The sequence below is a fragment of the Ignavibacteriales bacterium genome (genome assembly GCA_026390815.1).
GTDB lineage: Bacteria > Bacteroidota > Ignavibacteria > Ignavibacteriales > SURF-24 > JAPLFH01.
On record JAPLFH010000012.1, the window covers coordinates 104,867 to 125,161 of the forward strand.

Consider the following 20,295-nt stretch of genomic DNA (forward strand, 5'->3'; position numbering starts at 1 on the left):
AATTTTCGCTATTCAATCGAAAGAATCTTATCAATTATTTGTTGTCTAAGCATATCCAAATCTACTGAAGTATCTATTGAATTGATCCACTGCTCCAAACTGGAAACATCTTTCCCTTTTGCTTTTAATCTATCTATCTTGTTAAGCAAGGTAGAAAGATATCGTACATCGTTAACTCCTTCTCTAAATCCTTCCCACTGAATTGTAGAAATTATTCCATCTGCCGTAGGATAAGTGAAATTTTCATCTCTATATTTTTTACTATCCCAATCATTCCAGGTACTACCATAATTCTTCTGATATGCATAATCCATAGCCCCATCATAACCAGCTTTCCATAATGCTATTCCATAATTCCTTCTATAAATCTCAGGATTCTCTTCCCCTGCCTGTGGATTGGAATAAGAAAATATTTTATTTTTTTTGGAATGATAAAATATTGCCTGTTCTTTGTCCAATTCCCCTTGAATGATACCAACGTCAAGCAGGTCACCCATTGCTGCATAAGTTTCTCTGTAACCAGCAACAAATATTTTAGCTCCAATATCTCTCACAGCTTTCCAGGCAGGTCGTTGACTGGTAAGCTGATCACCTCTCGCTTCATCTATTCCATAAACATAAAGTTCTTTATAACCAAATTGGGTAATCTTATTCTGCCAGGCTTTTACATTTTCTTTAAGATTATTAATTTCACTTTCAGATTGCGGGTTACCGGTTGTAATTCCCAAAGTAAAAATCTTATCGTTTTGTAAACCAACTTCTTTTCTAATCTTCAAATCATTATCTAAATTTTGTAAGACCTGGTAAGTGGTTGGATAAAGAACCCCATGCTCTTTCAAATCCTTCATTTCGATTCTATATTGCTTTTCAGTTTTATTAGTGTAATGCATGGTTCGTTTTGTAAAATTATCCACATAACCATGGTAATAAATGCCGTAAGTTATTCGAGATTCATCAAGCTTAAAAGGAAGAACTTCAATTTCAATCGGGAAAGATTTAAGTGTTTCATTATCATCCGAAATTGTAACCTGACTAATATACTTTCCGGAGGCAACATTAGACGGAATGTGAATTGTTAACCAAATCTGTTTATTAAAATTTGCTTCAATAGAAAAAGGTAACAAGGATTGGCTATCCTCAATAATGCCATTTTCCGGAAAAATTGCTGTTGGAGTGGTAACGTCAACGTAAGATTCAGATCCATTTGGAAATTTTACAAGAATAAAATTCATTTCCTTTTCATAATCTACTTTTATCAGGTTATCGTTTTTTATAAGTAGTTCTTGAGTTAAAATTTTTTGTGTGTTATCACTGGTTCTATATCCCGCTTGGTACCATACTTTTGCAATTGAAACATCCAGAGCTGTGTTTGGGATTTTCCCGGAATTGCCAATAAAATCGGTCCACATTATTTTAATATTTTTTAGTTTTTCATTTGCTTGAATAAGAAAAGAAAGTGGTAAATATTCCCCAGGTGAACTTCTAGCTGTTAACTTTTCAAGAGGTTTAATATCATCTGGTAAATTCTTGCCAGTAAGTCGATTATATTTTGTTGGTGGAATAACATAAAAATCTGCTTTTGAATCAGGATTCTTTTTTACAATTTTTGGAAACTCAATGTTAGATGAAAATAGAAATCCTATAATAATAAATAAGAAAATAATTGTAAGATATTTCATAATCACTTTAAGATTCATAAAAAGATTCTTGGATATAAAGTAAGAACTCTAATAAGTAGATTTTTGCAATTCTCTTAATTTTCAAATGATGAACAGCGTGATAATTGCAACAAATGGAAGAGCAAATGAGCTATAAAAAAGCAGGTTGGTCACTTCAGCTTTAATAGAAATAATTATCTTATACCAAAGGTAAAAAATAAATGCCTCAAGCAAACTAATACTAAAAAATTCATCAAAATGAAATTTAATAAAGCTATTTACAAGCATTACTAATAAAATAAAAACTATAACTGTTAAGTCAATTCCATTTAACACAACTTTTTTTACTGGTGAAAGCTTATCGCTTGCAACTAAAAATAAAACAACAATTGCCGTTAAAATGTAATAACTAATTTCCGTTATTTCTCTTAGATCAAAACTGGCAGAAGAATAATTGAAGATGGAGGTAGAACTTAGATTAGTGATTGTAAAAAATGCTGCTAAATTAATAAATGTATAAATGTTACTAACGTCTTTGGATTTTTTTTGATGACCAAAAGCCAATAAAAACATTATTACTCCAATTGCAGAGAATATCATCAAAATGTTATTAGTAATTTTAGTATTTTGTGGTATTGAGGAAATTAAAATAATCCCAATTAAAATAGTTGATATTAGTATCAAACTTTTTTCCAATGATACTACAATCTTTACAGGTAATTTTCTAAATACTGCCAATGCTTTTTCTATACGGACAAGACTTTTTGCAAATTTAATTATTGGGTCTATCGCAACAAGTATTCCGACAAAAACAAAGAATAATATTGAAGGAATAAAATGAGATACTTTAATGTAATAAAGTGAAATTATTATAAAGATTAATGTAAAACCCTCAATTAAAAAAACAGTGAATTTATGGGATATATCATTGGAAGTGATCAAATGATGAATATGGGTTTTATCCGGTAAAAATGGATTTTGCTTCCGGAAAATTCTAAATGACATTACCTTAAGAGTATCCATTAATGGTATTGCTAATAACATCGTTGGAAAAGTTAAATCCAAAACTTTGTTATTTAAATTAATTGATGTAATAATGGAGGTAAGTACCAGGAAGAAACCTAAAGATAATGATCCAGTATCTCCTAGAAATATTTTTGCCGGGTAAGCATTGTATTTGAGGAATCCTAAAATGCTTCCCATTAAACTTGTGGTTAATATTAGAAGAAATGTGTCGTTAGAAATAATTGCCAGTGCCAATATTATTGAAAATACTAACAAAGAAAATCCACTAACTAATCCATCCATTCCATCTAATAAATTTACCGCGTTTATTCCTCCAAGTATGAAAAGTCCTAAAACTATAAAACTAAAAGGTGATGGAATTGTTACATCAAACAAATGAATTTCTGTAAACCGAGGCGCTAAATAAAAAATCATCAGCATTGTAGCAAAAAGCTGCATTATAAACTTTGCTGAATAATCTAGACCAAGTATATCGTCAAATATTCCAACAAGCAAAATAATATTAGCAGCAATTATTATTAAACGAATCGAATTGAGATTTTCAGAAAATGTTAGGATCATTACAGAAGCAACTAAGAATATTAATAGCCCACCCATCCGCGGAACAATGGCAGTGTGAATTCTTCTATTACCTGGAAGATCTACAACCTTGGATTTTTGCAAATAAGCAATAAAATACGGTGTAAAAAAAATCGTAAAAATTAAACTGGTAAAAAATATTAATAAAAAATTCATTTTCTCAAGATTTCCATTTTTGGATGCCTATCGTTCTTGTATATAAGTTAAAACATAGCTGGTGAATGTCAACTTTACTGAAATATAATGTGTTAATTATCACCATTATTAATATTAATTTAATATTGCTCTATCTGAATATTCGGTTGATTTTTGAACGAAAAGAATTTTCTTTAAAGTTACTTTTACTCCGGGTTTTAATTTTAAAATATCCAGGATAGATGAAGCCATTTCATCCATAATCTTTCCTCTGCTAAACTTATCTATAAAACTTGTTCTTGTAGTGCCATTTGCTTTATACATATTTAATTTTTCAAGAAATTCAAAATGATTTCCTGGACAAAACAATATTGCGTCTGGTAAATTCTCTTTTATAAATTCTCCTGCATAACCACCAACACCAGCAATAATACCTTTATTGGTGGCAGCATATTCAAATATTTTTGATGGTAATACCTTTTTAAAAGCTTCATAATCATTTAAATGAAGGAATAGAAAATCACTGTCTGAATAATATTGTTTTAACTTTTCCCTGCTAACTGGTTGAAGAATTTCTACATTAATTATCTTCATTTCCGCAAGTTTGTTTAACAAAACTTTTTTAGCACCGCCATCCCCAATAATTTTGAAGAGATATTTTCCTTCAAGTTTCTTTGCTGCTTCGGGAATAATTTTATCCAGACCTTGCCCTTCTCCAATATTACCTGCGTAAGTGATTATTTTAATCTTACCATTCTGTCCATTTCCGTTAGTTGAAATTGGTTTTGACATATTCAAAAATTCATCATCAATACCATTTGTAAAAAATGATTTTGGTCCTCTGTAAATTCGATCAAAATAATTTTCAAATCCTCTTGAAACAAAATTAATGTGAGTAGCTGAATTAACTGTATATTTTTCAACCATTCTTAATAATGGAATAATAACTGCTTTAACATATTTATTTTTCAAAACTTCGTTCAGCGTATCAACAAAAATGTCTCTGATGTCCAGGTACAAAGGAATCTTTTTTTTATTTGCAATCCTTGCTGCCAGAAATGCCGTAAATAATTTTGATGAAGAAGCATAAATTAAATCGTAATCTTTATTCTTTGTGAATTTTAATACACTTTGGTAATAATCTCTAAAAGAAAATATCTGATCTGCGAATCCATTTTTATGCTCACTCAATTTTATTCTATGTATATGAACGTTACCATCAACTTCAATTGATTCAGCTTGTGTTTTATATGAATGATATCTATTAGGAATTGTAGTTAGCACATCAATTCTATCAGTGGGTTGTATTTTTTTCTTCAACATATCCACTAAGGCTGTATTTCTAAAGGAACCAGCCGATAGATCCGGTTTATAAAAAAATGTTAGATATAAGATATTCATGATTGACTGCGCCCCTTTTTCCAAGTTTGCGATTTTTTTAAGCTGAAATTATTTCGGACTCTTTACTAATATCAGAGCCTTGACCTATTGGTTCATTTACCAATTCAATTGAAAATTCACCTTCACAAGGTGCGATTCCATACTCCAGTACTATTTGTTTAGTATCTATCTCAACACCAAAATCAGGGAACCATTTGGCGGGTATTATACTTATTGAAGAAGTGCAATATAAAATGATTGATTCATCATTTCGTGAAATGATTATTTTTTTAGCTTGAATCTCGGCTCTGCATTCAGGATGTAATAAAAGTCTGGCACAAACTGTTTGTCCATTGCCACCAATTACAATATCATTTATTTTTAAAATGGATTCATTTACTAAAAATTCCCGCTTATGAATAGGATTGCCGGTAAATTTTTTATACCCGTTATGTTCGGCAGATAAATTTAGGAATGAATCATTAATAATTATTTTTTCAGTTTTTACGTCTGCTCTTTTCGCTAACCTGAATGAATCATAAAATTCACACTGATCTTCATCATCAATAGTTAAAGTATTGTGCGCCTTTGTTGAACGGGAATAATTCCTTTTATCGCCGGCATTATATTCAAATACGCCAGGATCTATAAAAAATCTTTTATCTTTTATACTTAGCTCAAATGAAAATATGTCCCCATGACTATGAGCTGGCAAAAAATCTGCCCCAACTCTACCTGCATCTATTACCAAATGAAATTGTGAATTGCTCAATCCATAATAACCACCTTCGTTATATTCAAATGAATTTTGTTTTACAATTTTTTCCTTAATAATTTTTTCAAAGGCATTTAAGCATTCATCTGGCAAATAGCTCATATTCAGCGATCCGTCATTGAATATACTTGTGTAGCCATCTGGATGCGTTAAATCAGCAATTACCTGAGCCATTTTGATTAATTTTTCTTTTAAGCGGCTTTTAATATTTTCAGTTGAAAGGATTGAATAACTCTCCAACAAATCAACAAAAACCTGACAATGGTAAGAAGGCGATAATTCAAAGTGGACGCCATCGATTAAAATTTGTTTTTCAATTTGATCAGCTAAAAGAGATTCACCTTTAAATTTCCAACGATTAGCAATCTGTCCATCAAAAAAACTCCCAGCCAAGATTAGTGCTTTTACATTTTTAATAAGATGATTACCACCGATATCTTTTTCTAAATTCTTTTCTAAAAAGAGGACTTGAACAAAAAGCGATTGAAGCAAATTCTGTTTGAATATTTCTGAAAGAAAATCTTTTCTAACTTCAAATTGCTGCATCCAAACAACAGTTCTTAAAGAAATCACATAAGAATTCCATCCTGCCCAATCAAAATTCTTTTCATATGGAGGATTTTGCTTTATCCAATCATTTACAATTAATTCAAAATCATTGTTACTTACCTCTTCTAAATATTCCATATAATGCAGATTCATCAACCATAAACGTTTTGATTGATCTTCTATATTTAATTTCCAATCAAACGGGGCTCTAAAATTATTTGATTCATTCAGGAAAGAAATAATAAATCCATCTTTTGCTCTGGCAATTTTGTTTTTGCGTAAAGGCATCAAGTGTTTTGGAAGATTTACTTTCAATCTAATATTATTGTGAATGAAGCCACTCCAATATTTATACAAGAAATTTAGAACTACATTCCGAATAAATCTTTTCGAGATAAAGAATAACCGGTAATAAAGCTGGCTTGGCTTCGTATATTTTATTGAATAGAAAATCTTAAATAATTTTTTCATATAAATAGTTGAAATAACAGATAATTTAACGAGGAATATTTGTTGAAAGGTTATGTAGATAACTGCGTTTTATATAAAGCCATTTGAGTTAGTTCAATCAGATCATTTTCTCTTTTATACGAATTTGGATTTTTCAATTCTTCATCAATACATAATTTCATCTTGGAAATCACTTTATCCCAGGTATATCTATGTGTGTATAATTCATATCCCATTTTACCAAATGATTCACATTTTTCTGGCGATGCCAATAAATTTAGTAAAGCTTCGGTTAATTGATCAACATTGTTTGGTTCAACCAAATAACCACTAATTCCATGATTAACAAAATCTGGTATTGCATTTACTTTTGCTGCAACAATAGGAAGTTTAAACATCATAGCTTCTAAAAAAACTAAGCCAAAAGGTTCAACTGTTGATGGCAAACAAAATATAGATGCCACAGAAAATAACTCACCAACTTCCTGTAAGGATAGTTTACCAAACTGTGTAACATTTGGAGTATGTATTTTTGGTGCTGTCCAACTTACAATTTTTAATTGAGCATCAGGATATTTTTTAATTACTTTCTCAAACGCTTTAACCAGGGTTGGACCACCTTTTCTATCCCAATGGCTGCCAACAAAAAGAATGGTTTTGGAATTATAATTTCTCTGTCTGTTCACTACATTGCTTTCAGGAAAATTGCTTCCGGCATATACAATCTCAATTTTTCCTTTTTTAATTCCATATTGATTAATCAATGAGTTGTACACATTAGAACTCATTACAAAAATTCTTGCCGCATTGGAATACATCATTTTTTCTAATTTCAACCATTTTTTTGATGGAAGTATATGATTAGTAGAAAATGTGTTGTTTAAATTTTCCAGCATTGTGTTATCAGTAAAGATGAAATTTGGGATTCCTTTTATGCTGGCATCAAAAAGCGATTGGGTTTGAAATGTAAAAATATATTGATCCTTTATTAGAATTCTATAAACCAATTTTTTTGCATGATTAAAGAAGAAGGAATTAGCTGCCAGACAATTTCTTATGTGAATTTTACTGGTAATTAAAGGATAAAAATATTCCATAACTGTAAAGATGTAATTAAGTACTTTAATTACTTTGTTAGAATTAAATTCTTTGTACACATCAATTATTTTCAGCTCAAACTCAGGATATACTTTTAAAATATTTTTTCTAACTGCTTCATTTATATTGGAAAATGAATTCAGCTGAATCAATGCGATTTTTTGTTTCATAAACCCCTCACGGTTTTAGCTGATTTATTACTTAAGTTCATTGCTATGTTCAATAAAGTGGTTTTATTATTAACCATTTTCATCTTAGTATTGTTGAATAGTTAACTTTCTTAAATGAAAATTTTCTAATTAACATAATTGTATAGTAAAGTCCTTTCACCTTTATCAAAATCAGTTTCATTAATGATTAATTTTACTTTACCATTTAGTGTAGTTCTAAGTTTATCAGTATAAATGATTTCGAATCTGAAATCATCTCCGAGCAATTCGATTATTTTCTCTTTCAATTCTTTTTCATCTTTATTGGAATAGTTTTTTGTCTTGATGATATAAAATTCTGCATGACCTGGGGTGTGTTGAACAATTTGGGCTTTATAAATATTAAATGAATTTGAAAATAACATTCCGATCCTGATTATTTTTCTCCCGTCTTCTTTTAAAAGATATTCAGTTTCTCTTCCAATTATTTCTTTAACAACTCTGGATTTTCTTCCGCATTTACACATTGAATGATTATTTTCTAAAATTACTCTGTCTCCAGTATCATATCTTATTAGCGGTAAAGCTTTGTTGTGGTATTGAGTACCAATCAATTTATATTGAGTTAATACTTCATCATCTTTAATAAATTCAACAAAAGAATAAGTTTCATCAATGTGCAAACTTCCATACTCGCATTCAAAAATATTTACTACTCCTTCAGTTAAGCCATATAGTTGCCGAACTTTACAATTGAATACTTCCTCAACAATATTTTTTTGATAACCTAACAACATTTCCGAACTTGTTGTAATACATTTAATATTTAATGATTTTGCTTTGTCAACAAGATCATGATCTTTTATTAAGTGAGACAAAGAAGCTAAAATTGAAGGATAGCCATGGATCCATTTAATTTGATTCTTTCTTATTTGATCCAGATAAATATTAACAGTATCCTCGTTTAAATGTACAAGAGTTAGGTAAAGTCGTTTTGAAAAATATTCCTTAATCCAATATGGGGGTTTCGATTGATCTCTATTCAATATTGGCTTTGCAACAATATATGCACACCATGTATCCATATCCAATCCGTGGATCATCCTGAATTTCCAATAAACTGCCCACTGATTGAAAATAAAATTTCTGGATACCGGATATTTAAGCGCAGAACCTGTAGTGCCGCCAGTTGACAAAAATGTACTTATATGTTTTTTATTTACAAGTTTATCAAAGTTTTCTTTAACAATTTCTTTATTAATAAATGGAGTTGCGAAGAAATCACTTTTATTTTTAATTGAATAAAAATTTGACTCTTTAGTTATGTCAATTATTTTATTTATATCAAGAGATATATTTTCTGTTTTATCTATTTTTAAATACTCATCTAATATTTCAAAAAATTTTGGCGAATACCTCTTCTTTTTTAAATAATACCCGTGTGCATTTACAGCTATAAATTTTAATAAATATGGTAATCTGAAATAAGTCTTTATCATTAAAATTTGCTCCAATCTGCAAAGAATTCTAAAGAATAAATCTTTAATAATGTTTTTTTTAATTGCGGGGTTCGCTGGTATAACCTGCTATATATAATTGAATGATTTTTAATTTTCATGAATGATTAACTTAGATTTTCCATTACCTGACGTTTTTAAACTGTCAGTATAAATAAATTGAGGTTTGAAATTTTTACCCAAATAATGTTCAATATTACGCAGCAATATTTTTTCATCAGTTTCATTGTATTCTGGTCCCTTTACAATATGAAATTCTGCCTCCCCTTCTTTCTTTTGAACGATTTGAGCTTTATAAATGTTGTGAGTTCCCTTAAAAATGATCGTACCGATTGACACTCTTTTAGAGTTATCACTAAGAATTAAATAATCTTGTTCTCTTCCTAAAATTGCTTTTACAACTCTGGATTTTCTACCACAATCACATTCATAATTCTTCTCTGGTAGTAATGCATAATCGCCCGTATTGTAACGGAATAATGGAAATGCCTTATTATGATATTGAGTTCCAATAATTTTGTATAACTCAGAGTTTTCTTTTTCTTGTAAGAATTCTACATAAGAAAAGCTTTCATCAACATGAAGATTTCCTGATTCACATTCAAAAATATTAACAACTCCTTCAGTAAGCCCGTAAAGCTGTCTTACCTTACAACCAAAAACATTTTCAATATTTACTTTTTGAAAATCAAGGATCATTTCAGAACTTGTTGTAATGCAGGTCAAATTAAGTCCCTTGGCTAAATCGATAAGATTCATTTCAACAACTAGGTTTGCAAATAAATTGAGCACCGATGGATAACCGTGAAGCCAAGTAACTTGGTTTTTTTTAATCTCTTCTAAATAAAGCTTGATCGTATTTTCATTTAAGTGCGGATGAGATAGAAATAATCGTTTAGAAAAATAATCTTTTATCCACAGTGGTGGTTCCGTTTTTTCATTTTTAATAATTGGTTTGGCAACAAGATAGGCACACCAGGTTTTCATGTTTAATCCATGAATCGTTCTAAACTTCCAAAATGTTGCCCATTGATGATAAATGAACTCCTTTGATACTGGATATTTCAAGCCTCTTCCCGTTGTTCCACCAGTAGTTAAAAAAGTATCCGAGAATTTTTTATTATATAATGCCTTGTAATTTTGATTTACATATTCCTTGTTTATAATTGGTAATGAATTAAAATCCTCTTTTGTTTGAATATTATAAAAAGAAGTAGTTTCGGTAACAGCTTTAATCTTTCTCAGATTCAAATTACATCTTTCAGTTTTATCAACTCGCATATATTCTTCCAGAATTTGATAAAATCGTTTGGGATATCTTTTCCTTTTCAAGTATAAACCTTGAAGGTTAATTGCTATGAACTGGAAAGGATATGAGAGTTTGAAATAAATTTTCCTTGCCAAATCCTTTTCGAAGATATTCATCAACTTTTCCGGAGAATTATTAAAATATAAATTAGAGGTATTTGTAGATTGAGATTGGCTATTTTTCATCTGATACTAGTTCAAGTTTGTTTATAAAACTGCTTGTATGAAGATCTGATCTAAAATCTTCAAATTTTTCGTAAGCATTCTCTGAAAACATTTTATAGTTATTATTGTTAAAGTATTGAATAGCATCAACCATTTGTAAAACGTTTTTAGGTTCAACAAGAATTCCTTCAATTCCGTCAGTACAAATTTCTTTAATGGGTTTTAGGGTTGTGGATATTATTGGAATACCAAGTGAGTACGCTTCAATAATAATCCCAGGGTACCCCTCTTCTGCTCTATAACTGGGAAGCAGAAGCACATCATAGTTGTTCAATGTCTGAATAACCTTAGTATGTTCTAATGCACCTTTATAGGTAACATTAAAATTCTTAAAACTTTCATTCGTGTATTCATTCTGCATTATAGGACCATAAATATCAATCGTATAACTCTTATCCAATTTCTGCGAAGCTTCTAAAATCTGATCTATTCCTTTTCCTTTACTAACATGGCTAATGAATACAAATTTTTTATTGTAAGTTCTTGGAAGCGATGGTAAAAATGATCTTTTGCGAACATTTGGAAACCAATATGTATTCTCATTCCATTTTTTAAAATATTCCACAAGATATTTCGTTTCGAAAAATGAATAATCTGCGCTCCTTAAAATCCATTCTATTAATTTCTTTCGAATCGGTGAACTGATTTCATAAAATTGATTAAAATTGCCGGCAAATTTTCTAAGGCTTAAAGTCTTGTGGAATAATTTAGCAAGTATAATGGCGAAAGGAGCTACAAAAATATAACTCGTTGCTGTACCATGCAAAGAAACATGATCAACCTTAGGAATGGTTTTTATCATTTTATAAATGATGTTTAAAAGAGCTTTTTTACGACTTCCATAATTTGCACTGTTCGCATCAATTATTAACATTTCTGTGTTTGTTTCTTTTAATTCGTAAATCAACTGTTCAAAAAGAACGATTACTCCTCCAGTTTTTTCAGGATTTTTTCTTGTTGTTCTTGGACCTATCAGTAGTAATTTTGCCACTATTTCCTTCTGTCTTTTATTTTGATGTTCAAAACTTTGATGTTTATTTATGAAAATGATTATTACGCTTTTGAGCTGGATAATGATAGCAGATTACTTTTCAATTCGAACAAAGAATTATAAAGTCTTAGGTAATTATTTACACAAGACTCAATTTTAAATTCCTGGGCTCTTTTCTGAGCATTTTTTGAATACAGTTTTCTCTCTTCTGGATTTGTAATTAATTTGTAAAGTGTATTGGCAAGTGCTTGAGGATTTTCCTTTTCAACCAATCTTCCACTAAACTTGTCCTCAATTACTTCTCCATTGCTTCCAACATCAGTGGCAACAACCGGAATTCCTGATGAAAACGCTTCTAATAAAGCTATGGATAAACCTTCCCATCTGGATGACATTACCCAGATATCATTCTGGAAAAGTAATTCGGGAACATCATTTCTTGCTCCCCAAAAAATAACATCTTCGTTTAAGCCAAGTTTACTACTTAATTTTTTTAGATCATCTTCTAAAACACCAATCCCTACAAGATTTAATTTTGGAACTAACTTATCCTCAACAAGTAATTTTACTCTTAAAATTGAAAAAGCTTTTAGTAATGTTGCATGATCTTTTTGTACATCAAGCCTGCCGACACAAATAATATTTTTTACTTCGTCATTAATTACTCTTTGTTTTTGCTGGTACTTCCTAATATTTATTCCATTAAAGATCAGTTCAATTCTTTCCTCATCAACTTTCAATACATCTTTTATTAAAACTTTACATTTTTCAGAAATAGCTATATATTTTTTTATAAATGGGCGGGAAAAATATTTTTGCAATAATGGAAAACCAATAACTGTATTATGAATAGTTTGGAGTAATTTTACATTTAAGCCAATAATTGCTGGAGTACAATAAAACGTTGCTAATTCTGTGTGAGAATTTATAACATCGGGTTTTCGTTCTTTGATTAATTGGCGGAGTTTAATTACAACCCAAAATTTATTTTTATGAACTACTTTACCAACATTTACAAAACCAACTCCATTTTCTTCCAATTCTTTCTTGTATTTTTCTTCAAAAATTTTATCACCTGTTGATCCAACTGCCCACACCTCAACATCATAATTATTACCTGTATTTATGGCGATATCCTTTACTAAAACTTCTGCACCACCTGGACTAAAAGATGAAATGATATGAACAATTTTCATTCTACTTCCTTGATATTGTTTGAAACAATTAACTGTGCTTTCCTTTGTAGGTAAATCTGAATATGTACGTTCATCAATAATGCTAATGTTAACCAAAGATATTTATTGTAGTTCAATCCAAGTGTAAAACCCATAAGCATATATGATATAGATGCTAAATAAATCCAAAAGAAATCTGTTGATATAATTCTTTTAAAATGTTTGGTGAATAAATCCAATAGAAAAATTATAAATGAAAAGAAAACCAGAATTCCTGTTTCAGCAAGTGCTTTTAAATAAACATTATGAGGAGCAACAGCATCCTTAGCTAAATATACTTTTGAATATTTGGGAGAATTATCTCCATAATTATTCATACCTACGCCAAGAAAGGGTTTGTCTACAAACATATTCAAACCAGCATTCCAGCTTTTAAAACGAGATTGAGCAGTTTGTGTCTTTTCGGTTCTACCCATAACATTATTTACAGATTTCATTTTTAAAATATTATCCTGAAATGTTAAAAAGATAAACCCGAATAATACTAAAGCAATAACTGCTGTAACTAAGCTTTTGGCAAATGCTAACCGCATATATCTTAAAAGAACAAATACACTAATTACACCAAAAGCCAGAAAGGACGAAAGAGAAGCTGCCTGTAAAATTGCATAAACAAATGCAATCACCGATATAATCAAAAAGAAATAATTCTTGTTCTTTCTGAATAAGAATATTGATAAAGCTATAAATGAAAGAAGTTGTGTTGCAAATTCGTTAGGATCATTTGTTCCACCCGTTTTTCTAAAAGTCCATTGAGATATTGACTTATTGAAAACTAAAATAATAACTGAGAGTAAAATGGCAATCCAGATGAAATATATTACTTTATTAAAATCGCAATTGATATAAACAACAGTTATTACAAACATTGCAATTAGCAAAAGAAAATTATTGAGCAGGTGGATTTTATCATCAGAACCTGGATTAATAATTAGAATGAAAAAATTTAAACTTAGGAATATAAAAAAGGGGATTAATTCTTTTAGTAATACCGGGTTAGTAAAATTTTTGTAAAGCCTTTTTAAATTAAATAAAATGAAAAGTGCAAAAATTGCCCTTAGAGAATTGCTACCAAATGCCTGAGCAAAATAATTATCATTAAACAAACTGAAAATGAAAACAAAATTGATAATGTCATAAAAATAATTATACAGCTTGAAGCTGAGTTGCATAAGCAATCCTTCTAAGAATAATTTTTGAATAAATAATTTCTGTAATCAGGTCAAATGCATTAATTAAAATAAAAGCAACAAGAACATTCCTACACATAAGCAGATGTGTTATACCAATAACTACAGCTAATCGAATTACATTCAGTCCAACCTCAAGCCGGTTATAGTTCATTGTTTTTGACAGAACTGTAAACAAACCGAGATAAAAGACTGAAATTCTTGTAAAGAAAAGTACAAAGGCAAAAAGGACTGCATCAAAAGTTAGGTAGTGCGGTTTAATGATAAACACCAGATATGAAAAAAATAATGAAACTAAAAAGCTTCCAATGAGAAAATACTTGTTAAGCTTTTTCATATTAAGTATGTAAGAATTAATAAAATCCAATCTATCTTTGCTTAATTTGGAAATAAGATAATTTCTAAATGAAGCATAGAAAACAAGTATTACACCAATAAAAGTCATCGAATAACCTACATCTGCCAATGCCACATGGTTTCTACCGGATAAATAAATAATAAAATATCTTCCAGTATAGAGATAAAGAAATCCAGCAAAGTAAGTAAGTAAAGAGTAGCTTAAATATTCTTTAGTTTTTGTAAAAAAGATAGAGAGAGCTTTAGTTTTTAATTCAATTAAAGCTGGAATTGCCTGCACTATTATTTTTGTATTAACAAATAAGAGATGTAAAATTGCGGGTATAAATGGATAAAGCAACGTTTCTAAAAAAAGCTGAGTTATTGTAACAGTCTTAACATGATAAAGATGATAAATGAAAACAATCCGCAAAAATAAGACTATTAGTGAATGAACAACCTGCATTTTATTTTGCCCGGCTGCTAACATCCAGTTTTTAATAAATAGCCAGGACAATTGGGAAATTACAAGTAAATAAAGTACTCTTGAATCGAGTGGCACATCTTCTAAATTAAATAAATTGTTTATCGGTCCGCTAAAAAAGTATCCAACAATTATTAGCAATCCAAATAAAGAGAATTGCAAAATGCTATTTATATATTTAGTCGATCTATCAATTCGGTAATATCTTAAGAAACTAATGGATAATCCGAACTCAAAGATAAAAGCAAGAAGCAGCAATGCTTGATTTCCTGCAGTAAAATATGCCATATAGTTTGTGTTCAAAACATATGGAATAAGTAGACCAACCATATAAGTAGATGCACTATAAATCAGATTTGAAGCAAGATACCAGGATGTTTCTGATAATAATTTTTCTTTTAAATTATGCAGCCTAATGAACTGAAGTACCGATCTGATTTGATCGTTCTTTAAAAATAATTTCAGCATAAAACTTTTTTCTGCAACTGAAATACTATCGTTCATTATGCTTTCACAATTTTTGAAGAAAATATGCCACGGTTTCCAAATGCATTTCGTGTATCCAAAAGCAGTTTGGAATTGTCGTGTACAAACTTATAATCCACAGTTGAATGATCGGTACTTACTAAAACCAAATCATAACTCTTAAGAACATCTTTCGTTAAGTCCACAGAACGCATTTCAAATTTATAATGACGGCTCTTTGGTAAACTTGGAACATAGGGATCATAATAATCTACTACGGCACCCTTCTTTTCTAAAATATCTATCAACTTAAGCGATGGAGACTCGCGCATATCATCAATATCTTTTTTATAAGATGCTCCTAGAATTAAAATCTTTGCACCATTTAATGATTTCTGAAATTTATTCAGCGCTTCTGCCGCTTTTTCAACAACATAATATGGCATTGAAGTATTTATCTCACCAGCCAATTCAATAAATTTTGTATTCACATCATATTCGTGCGCTTTCCAGGTTAGATAGAAAGGATCAATTGGAATGCAGTGCCCACCTAATCCTGGTCCTGGATAAAATGCCTGGAATCCAAAAGGTTTTGTTGAGGCAGCACTTATAACTTCCCAAACATCAATATTCATTTTGTCAAAAACCATCTTCAATTCATTTACTAACGCAATATTTACAGAACGATAGATATTTTCCAGCAGCTTTGTTGCTTCGGCAATGCGTGTTGAACTAACTGGAACAGTTTTTACGATAACATTATTATAAAGTGCAAGCGCGACTTCTAAACATTGGGGGGTAACACCACCAACAACTTTGGGAATTGTTGAAGTGCTAAAATCAGGATTGTTTGGATCTTCCCTTTCAGGCGAGAATGCAAGAAAGAAATCCTTGCCAACTTTAAAAGAAGAAGCGACTGATGTATCATCTGATTCAACAAAATCCTGCACATTGGAATCGTGAAGTTCTTCAACCATCAGGTTTTTAGCTTTTAACTTTTGGCTTTCTTCAAACATAGGGAGTAGAATTTCGTCTGTAGTTCCCGGATAAGTTGTAGATTCTAAAACAACCAATTGACCTTCTCTTAAATATTGAGAAACTGTTTTTGCAGTGTTAATGATAAAACTTAAATCTGGTTCTCTATGTTCGTCTAACGGAGTAGGAACGCAAATAATAATTGCATCTACTTCTGGCAATTTAGAAAAATCTGTTGTTGCATTAAAGTTTCCGCCATTAAAAGCTTTTGCAATTCTATCGTTAGAAATATGTTTAAAATAACTTTTCCCTTCTTCAATGGATGATATCTTTTTATCATCCAAATCAAATCCCAGTACATCAAATCCTTTATTGGCGAATTCCAATCCTAATGGTAAACCAACATACCCAAGTCCAATGATGCCTACTTTTGCAGTCTTATTTTTTATTATTTCCAGCAATTCCATTTTTTCCCTATAAATTATTTTTAAGAAATTAAGTTGAACAATTACTTCTTGACTCTATCGATAATGAAAATAACACTTACAACCAAAGCTACTGGAGTATAAAGGAAATTAAGAATGTCTTTCCAGGTAACTGTGGCACTATAATCAACAACGATTGTATCTTCATTATTTAATATCAAATCTGAATTTAATGTTTTCGAAAGATTTTCCACATCAACTTCCCTTTCAGATTTGGCGCCGTTATCAAGGAGTCTAAAAACTTTAACGTTGTCTAATGTTGCATATTGCTGCGGTCCGCCAGCAATAGAAATAAGTTGAACAAGATTGGTAGAAGCAGGAACTTCATACCTACCAGGATTTTTTACATATCCCCAAATATTAACCTTCTTGGTTAGTTCACCTGTATTATCAACTTTATAAAAACCACTAATCTCCTGTGCAGATATTTTGGTGCCGACAAGAAGAACCAAAACTATTACTAAAACAACGGACTTAAACTGTGCCATTTTTCCCTTCATTTTTACAATCAATAAAATTTATTAGTTAATGATTTGATATTTTTTATAAATCAAGTTTATACAACAAGTTCTTTTTTTCTTCTTCTTTTGAATATTCCCTTTTTCTCAACCTTCTCTTCATAAGCATAATAACCATACATCTTTCCATAGGAGAACGGAGCTTTAGAAGCATCAAAATCGTTTAGAACTACCCCACCTACACTTACATTTACCTGTCCAAGTAATTGGTTGGCGTGTTTTAATTCTTCAACATAAGTTTTACCAGATCTTACAACCATTACAACTTCATCAACATTTTTTGCAAGATGGATTGCATCGGTTACTGCGTTTAGTGGTGGAGCATCATAAATTACAAAATCATAAAACTCATTTTCCTGCTCCATAAAAGTTTTCATTCTTCCGGAAGAAAGAATTAGTGAAGGATTTAACAATCTGCCCCCACAGGTAATTATATCTAATCCTTTTACTACGGTTTGCTGTGTAATTTCGGAAATAGACTTTTGTTCAAGAAGATATTCAGTTAATCCTGGTATCATTGATTTGTTAAAATATTTATGAATCACCGGTCTTCTTAGATCAGTATCCACCAGCAAAACAGTTTTTCCAAGATTTGCCAACGTGATGGAAACATTTAATGCAGTTGCACTTTTTCCTGCACCAGGACCGGGACTTGTAACTAACAATGAATTGAGGTTCTTATCTATGAAGTTATAAGCGATGTTTACGCCAAGCCTTAAATATGATTCGTAAATTTCTGAGTTTGGATTTTTTGCTGTGATTAAATTAGCGCTTGTATTTTGATTTGAACCTTGAGTTAAAAGTTTTGAGCTTCTTCCAGATTCTAATTTTAATTTTGGAATTGTGGATAAAAGTCTAAATCCTAAATGTTCTACATCTCTTGGTGAATATATTTTATTGTATAATAAGTTAATTAAAAAGGCGAATAAGATTCCTAAACTTAAACCAGAAAGCCCACCCAATATCAAATTCATTTTAACATTTGGACTTACAGGTTTAGTAGGTATATCGGCTTTATCCAAAATTGAAACTTTGCCAAATGAGGACTGCTCTGCTAAAACTGCCTCTTCATATTTTTCGCCGATACTTAAATATAGTTTTTCATTAAACAATCTTTCTCTCTGCAGTTTTGCCAACTCTATGCTTTGTTTTGGAATCCCGCCCAGTTTTCCTTCATACTTAAGAAGATTTTGCTGGAGCATTGCTCTACTTTGATCAAGCGAAGCCAATCTTGTTTCCAATCGCTGAATTTCCCCGGATAATTGAGAAATATAGTTTTTGCTGTCTCCGGAATTATTATCGAGAACTGAATAATTGTTTAAGGAATTCTGAATGTAATTATTTGATCGTGTATTTAGCAATGTTTTTAGGGAATCTAATCCCTTTTTCAATTTACTATATTGATCAGCATATTGAGAGGTCATACCTTCAATGCTTGCGTTAACTTTAAGTAAATCCTTTTCGGCTTCTTTTTTTGCAATAACCTGCTGCAATTCAGTAATATACATGTCATCAACATCTACCAATTTTTTGGTCATGTTTGGAGTCATTTTAGATAGTTCAGATTTATATCGAGATAATAAAAGCTGGCTGTTTTTGGATTCTATGTCAGTAGCTTCAAGCTCAGATTCCAATGTAGCAACTTTATTTGTTAATATATTTGTTTGACCATCTAATTCTTTAATACCAGTTGATTGCATATATTTTTGCATAGCGGAATCACTTTTAGCAAGTTTTTCTGTTTTTATCTTATTTTGTTCTTCTAAAAAATTTCTAAGTCCAGTAGCATTTTCACGGCTGCCGAGTAAGTCCTTTTCATTATAAGTTTGAGAGTACAGGTTTGCTAAAAGCGCCGCTTCTTTAGGATCTGGACTTTTTACAGAAACCTTTATTACATTTGTACCCTCTTTGTAGTAGAACGAAACACTTTTATAAAATTCGCCAGCAATTTCACCAACAAACTCAACTGAATTAAGATCAAAGTTTTTTGATGATTCCATTGCTGCCCAAATAATGTTAAGAGTATCCTTTTTACTGTTAGGATCTACATAAATTCTTTTATCAATCTTTTTGGCAACCCGCATTAAAAGATCCCTCGATTCAAGAACCTCTAATTCATTTTGAATTGTTCTATCAATTGTTTCATCAGATTTTAGTAATCCTAATGATTGGTTTGCATCATTATCTTTTACCAGAACTGCAGATGTGGCTTCATACATTTTATCCTGAGTTAAAGTATAGATTACAACTCCACTTACAATTACAAAGAAAGTTATAATTACCGTCCATTTTTTTCTTACAAGAACCTCAAACAAATAAGATAATTTGATAGGTTCTTCGTCAGGAAAATTGAAGTTATTATTTTTCATTTGGTTTCTCATTTTGTGTTTATTTACCTTTTTAAAGCTCCGCCCAGTTAGTTACAAAACTTACATTGCGAAACATATTTTGAACTCAGACCGTATATCTAATTTAAAATCATTTGGTTAATTTGCAAACCGACGTGACATCGCTCACCAAAATAAAGAATGACAATTTGGAAAAAATAAAGCACCCTCTAATTCATTTTTAGAATCAATTTACATTTTAGCAACTAAATCATAAGATTTCATTTGATTTTTAGAAATGAATAATTGCAACATATAAGATCTTTCAAAAATTTTTATTGTTCTCATAATCTCTTAATTGAATTTTAGTCTTGCCTGAACCAAGATGTTAACTACAATTAAAGATACAAATACCAGACACAATGTCAACTTTAGTTAAT

The 20,295-nt window shown here is 30.4% G+C and carries 14 protein-coding genes; all 14 read right to left on the reverse strand.

What is annotated here, in order from left to right:
* Positions 1 to 8: 8 nt before the first annotated feature.
* Positions 9 to 1,697: a DUF4091 domain-containing protein gene (locus tag NTX22_05335; GenBank protein MCX6149931.1), complete on the reverse strand. Its 1,689-nt coding sequence runs from the start codon at positions 1,695 to 1,697 to the stop codon at positions 9 to 11.
* A gap of 63 nt (positions 1,698 to 1,760) precedes the next feature.
* Positions 1,761 to 3,419 (reverse strand): MraY family glycosyltransferase, encoded by a 1,659-nt coding sequence (locus NTX22_05340; GenBank protein MCX6149932.1) that lies wholly within the window; start codon positions 3,417 to 3,419, stop codon positions 1,761 to 1,763.
* 114 nt (positions 3,420 to 3,533) lie between these two features.
* Complete coding sequence (locus NTX22_05345) at positions 3,534 to 4,799, reverse strand: glycosyltransferase family 4 protein (GenBank protein MCX6149933.1); 1,266 nt, start codon at positions 4,797 to 4,799, stop codon at positions 3,534 to 3,536.
* Positions 4,800 to 4,836: 37 nt separating this feature from the next.
* Positions 4,837 to 6,573: an alginate lyase family protein gene (locus NTX22_05350; protein ID MCX6149934.1), complete on the reverse strand. Its 1,737-nt coding sequence runs from the start codon at positions 6,571 to 6,573 to the stop codon at positions 4,837 to 4,839.
* A 50-nt stretch (positions 6,574 to 6,623) separates the two neighbouring features.
* The gene (locus NTX22_05355) at positions 6,624 to 7,820 is read right to left on the reverse strand and encodes a glycosyltransferase family 4 protein (GenBank protein MCX6149935.1); all 1,197 of its coding nucleotides are present in this window, start codon (positions 7,818 to 7,820) and stop codon (positions 6,624 to 6,626) included.
* Between the two features lie 125 nt (positions 7,821 to 7,945).
* Complete coding sequence (locus tag NTX22_05360) at positions 7,946 to 9,298, reverse strand: hypothetical protein (GenBank protein ID MCX6149936.1); 1,353 nt, start codon at positions 9,296 to 9,298, stop codon at positions 7,946 to 7,948.
* A gap of 108 nt (positions 9,299 to 9,406) precedes the next feature.
* Positions 9,407 to 10,741, reverse strand: a complete 1,335-nt coding sequence (locus NTX22_05365; GenBank protein MCX6149937.1) for a hypothetical protein — start codon at positions 10,739 to 10,741, stop codon at positions 9,407 to 9,409.
* Between the two features lie 58 nt (positions 10,742 to 10,799).
* The gene (locus NTX22_05370) at positions 10,800 to 11,840 is read right to left on the reverse strand and encodes a glycosyltransferase (protein ID MCX6149938.1); all 1,041 of its coding nucleotides are present in this window, start codon (positions 11,838 to 11,840) and stop codon (positions 10,800 to 10,802) included.
* Positions 11,841 to 11,902: 62 nt separating this feature from the next.
* Positions 11,903 to 13,036 carry a glycosyltransferase gene (locus NTX22_05375; protein ID MCX6149939.1) on the reverse strand — a complete coding sequence of 378 codons (1,134 nt, stop codon included), beginning with the start codon at positions 13,034 to 13,036 and terminating at the stop codon, positions 11,903 to 11,905.
* On the reverse strand, positions 13,033 to 14,247 hold the full coding sequence (locus NTX22_05380) for an O-antigen ligase family protein (protein MCX6149940.1): 1,215 nt from the start codon (positions 14,245 to 14,247) through the stop codon (positions 13,033 to 13,035). Before NTX22_05380 ends, NTX22_05375 begins: the two co-directional genes overlap by 4 nt.
* Positions 14,222 to 15,589: a hypothetical protein gene (locus NTX22_05385; protein MCX6149941.1), complete on the reverse strand. Its 1,368-nt coding sequence runs from the start codon at positions 15,587 to 15,589 to the stop codon at positions 14,222 to 14,224. The genes NTX22_05380 and NTX22_05385 overlap by 26 nt, the downstream gene beginning before the upstream one ends.
* Entirely contained in the window at positions 15,589 to 16,992 is a 1,404-nt protein-coding gene (locus tag NTX22_05390; GenBank protein MCX6149942.1) for a nucleotide sugar dehydrogenase, read from the reverse strand. The genes NTX22_05385 and NTX22_05390 overlap by 1 nt, the downstream gene beginning before the upstream one ends.
* A 41-nt stretch (positions 16,993 to 17,033) precedes the next feature.
* Positions 17,034 to 17,498, reverse strand: a complete 465-nt coding sequence (locus NTX22_05395) for an SLBB domain-containing protein (GenBank protein ID MCX6149943.1) — start codon at positions 17,496 to 17,498, stop codon at positions 17,034 to 17,036.
* Positions 17,499 to 17,566: 68 nt separating this feature from the next.
* On the reverse strand, positions 17,567 to 19,897 hold the full coding sequence (locus NTX22_05400; protein ID MCX6149944.1) for a polysaccharide biosynthesis tyrosine autokinase: 2,331 nt from the start codon (positions 19,895 to 19,897) through the stop codon (positions 17,567 to 17,569).
* Between the last annotated feature and the right edge of the window lie 398 nt (positions 19,898 to 20,295).

Bases quoted from the DNA above. Each gene is read 5' to 3' on its own strand.
- NTX22_05365 (MCX6149937.1), bottom strand. From the start codon at position 10,741: ATGAATATCTTCGAAAAGGATTTGGCAAGGAAAATTTATTTCAAACTC.
- NTX22_05380 (MCX6149940.1), bottom strand. From the start codon at position 14,247: ATGCAACTCAGCTTCAAGCTGTATAATTATTTTTATGACATTATCAAT.
- NTX22_05390 (MCX6149942.1), bottom strand. From the start codon at position 16,992: ATGGAATTGCTGGAAATAATAAAAAATAAGACTGCAAAAGTAGGCATC.
- NTX22_05395 (MCX6149943.1), bottom strand. From the start codon at position 17,498: ATGGCACAGTTTAAGTCCGTTGTTTTAGTAATAGTTTTGGTTCTTCTT.
- NTX22_05355 (MCX6149935.1), bottom strand. From the start codon at position 7,820: ATGAAACAAAAAATCGCATTGATTCAGCTGAATTCATTTTCCAATATA.
- NTX22_05340 (MCX6149932.1), bottom strand. From the start codon at position 3,419: ATGAATTTTTTATTAATATTTTTTACCAGTTTAATTTTTACGATTTTT.
- NTX22_05345 (MCX6149933.1), bottom strand. From the start codon at position 4,799: ATGAATATCTTATATCTAACATTTTTTTATAAACCGGATCTATCGGCT.
- NTX22_05400 (MCX6149944.1), bottom strand. From the start codon at position 19,897: ATGAAAAATAATAACTTCAATTTTCCTGACGAAGAACCTATCAAATTA.
- NTX22_05360 (MCX6149936.1), bottom strand. From the start codon at position 9,298: ATGATAAAGACTTATTTCAGATTACCATATTTATTAAAATTTATAGCT.
- NTX22_05375 (MCX6149939.1), bottom strand. From the start codon at position 13,036: ATGAAAATTGTTCATATCATTTCATCTTTTAGTCCAGGTGGTGCAGAA.
- NTX22_05350 (MCX6149934.1), bottom strand. From the start codon at position 6,573: ATGAAAAAATTATTTAAGATTTTCTATTCAATAAAATATACGAAGCCA.
- NTX22_05385 (MCX6149941.1), bottom strand. From the start codon at position 15,589: ATGAACGATAGTATTTCAGTTGCAGAAAAAAGTTTTATGCTGAAATTA.
- NTX22_05335 (MCX6149931.1), bottom strand. From the start codon at position 1,697: ATGAATCTTAAAGTGATTATGAAATATCTTACAATTATTTTCTTATTT.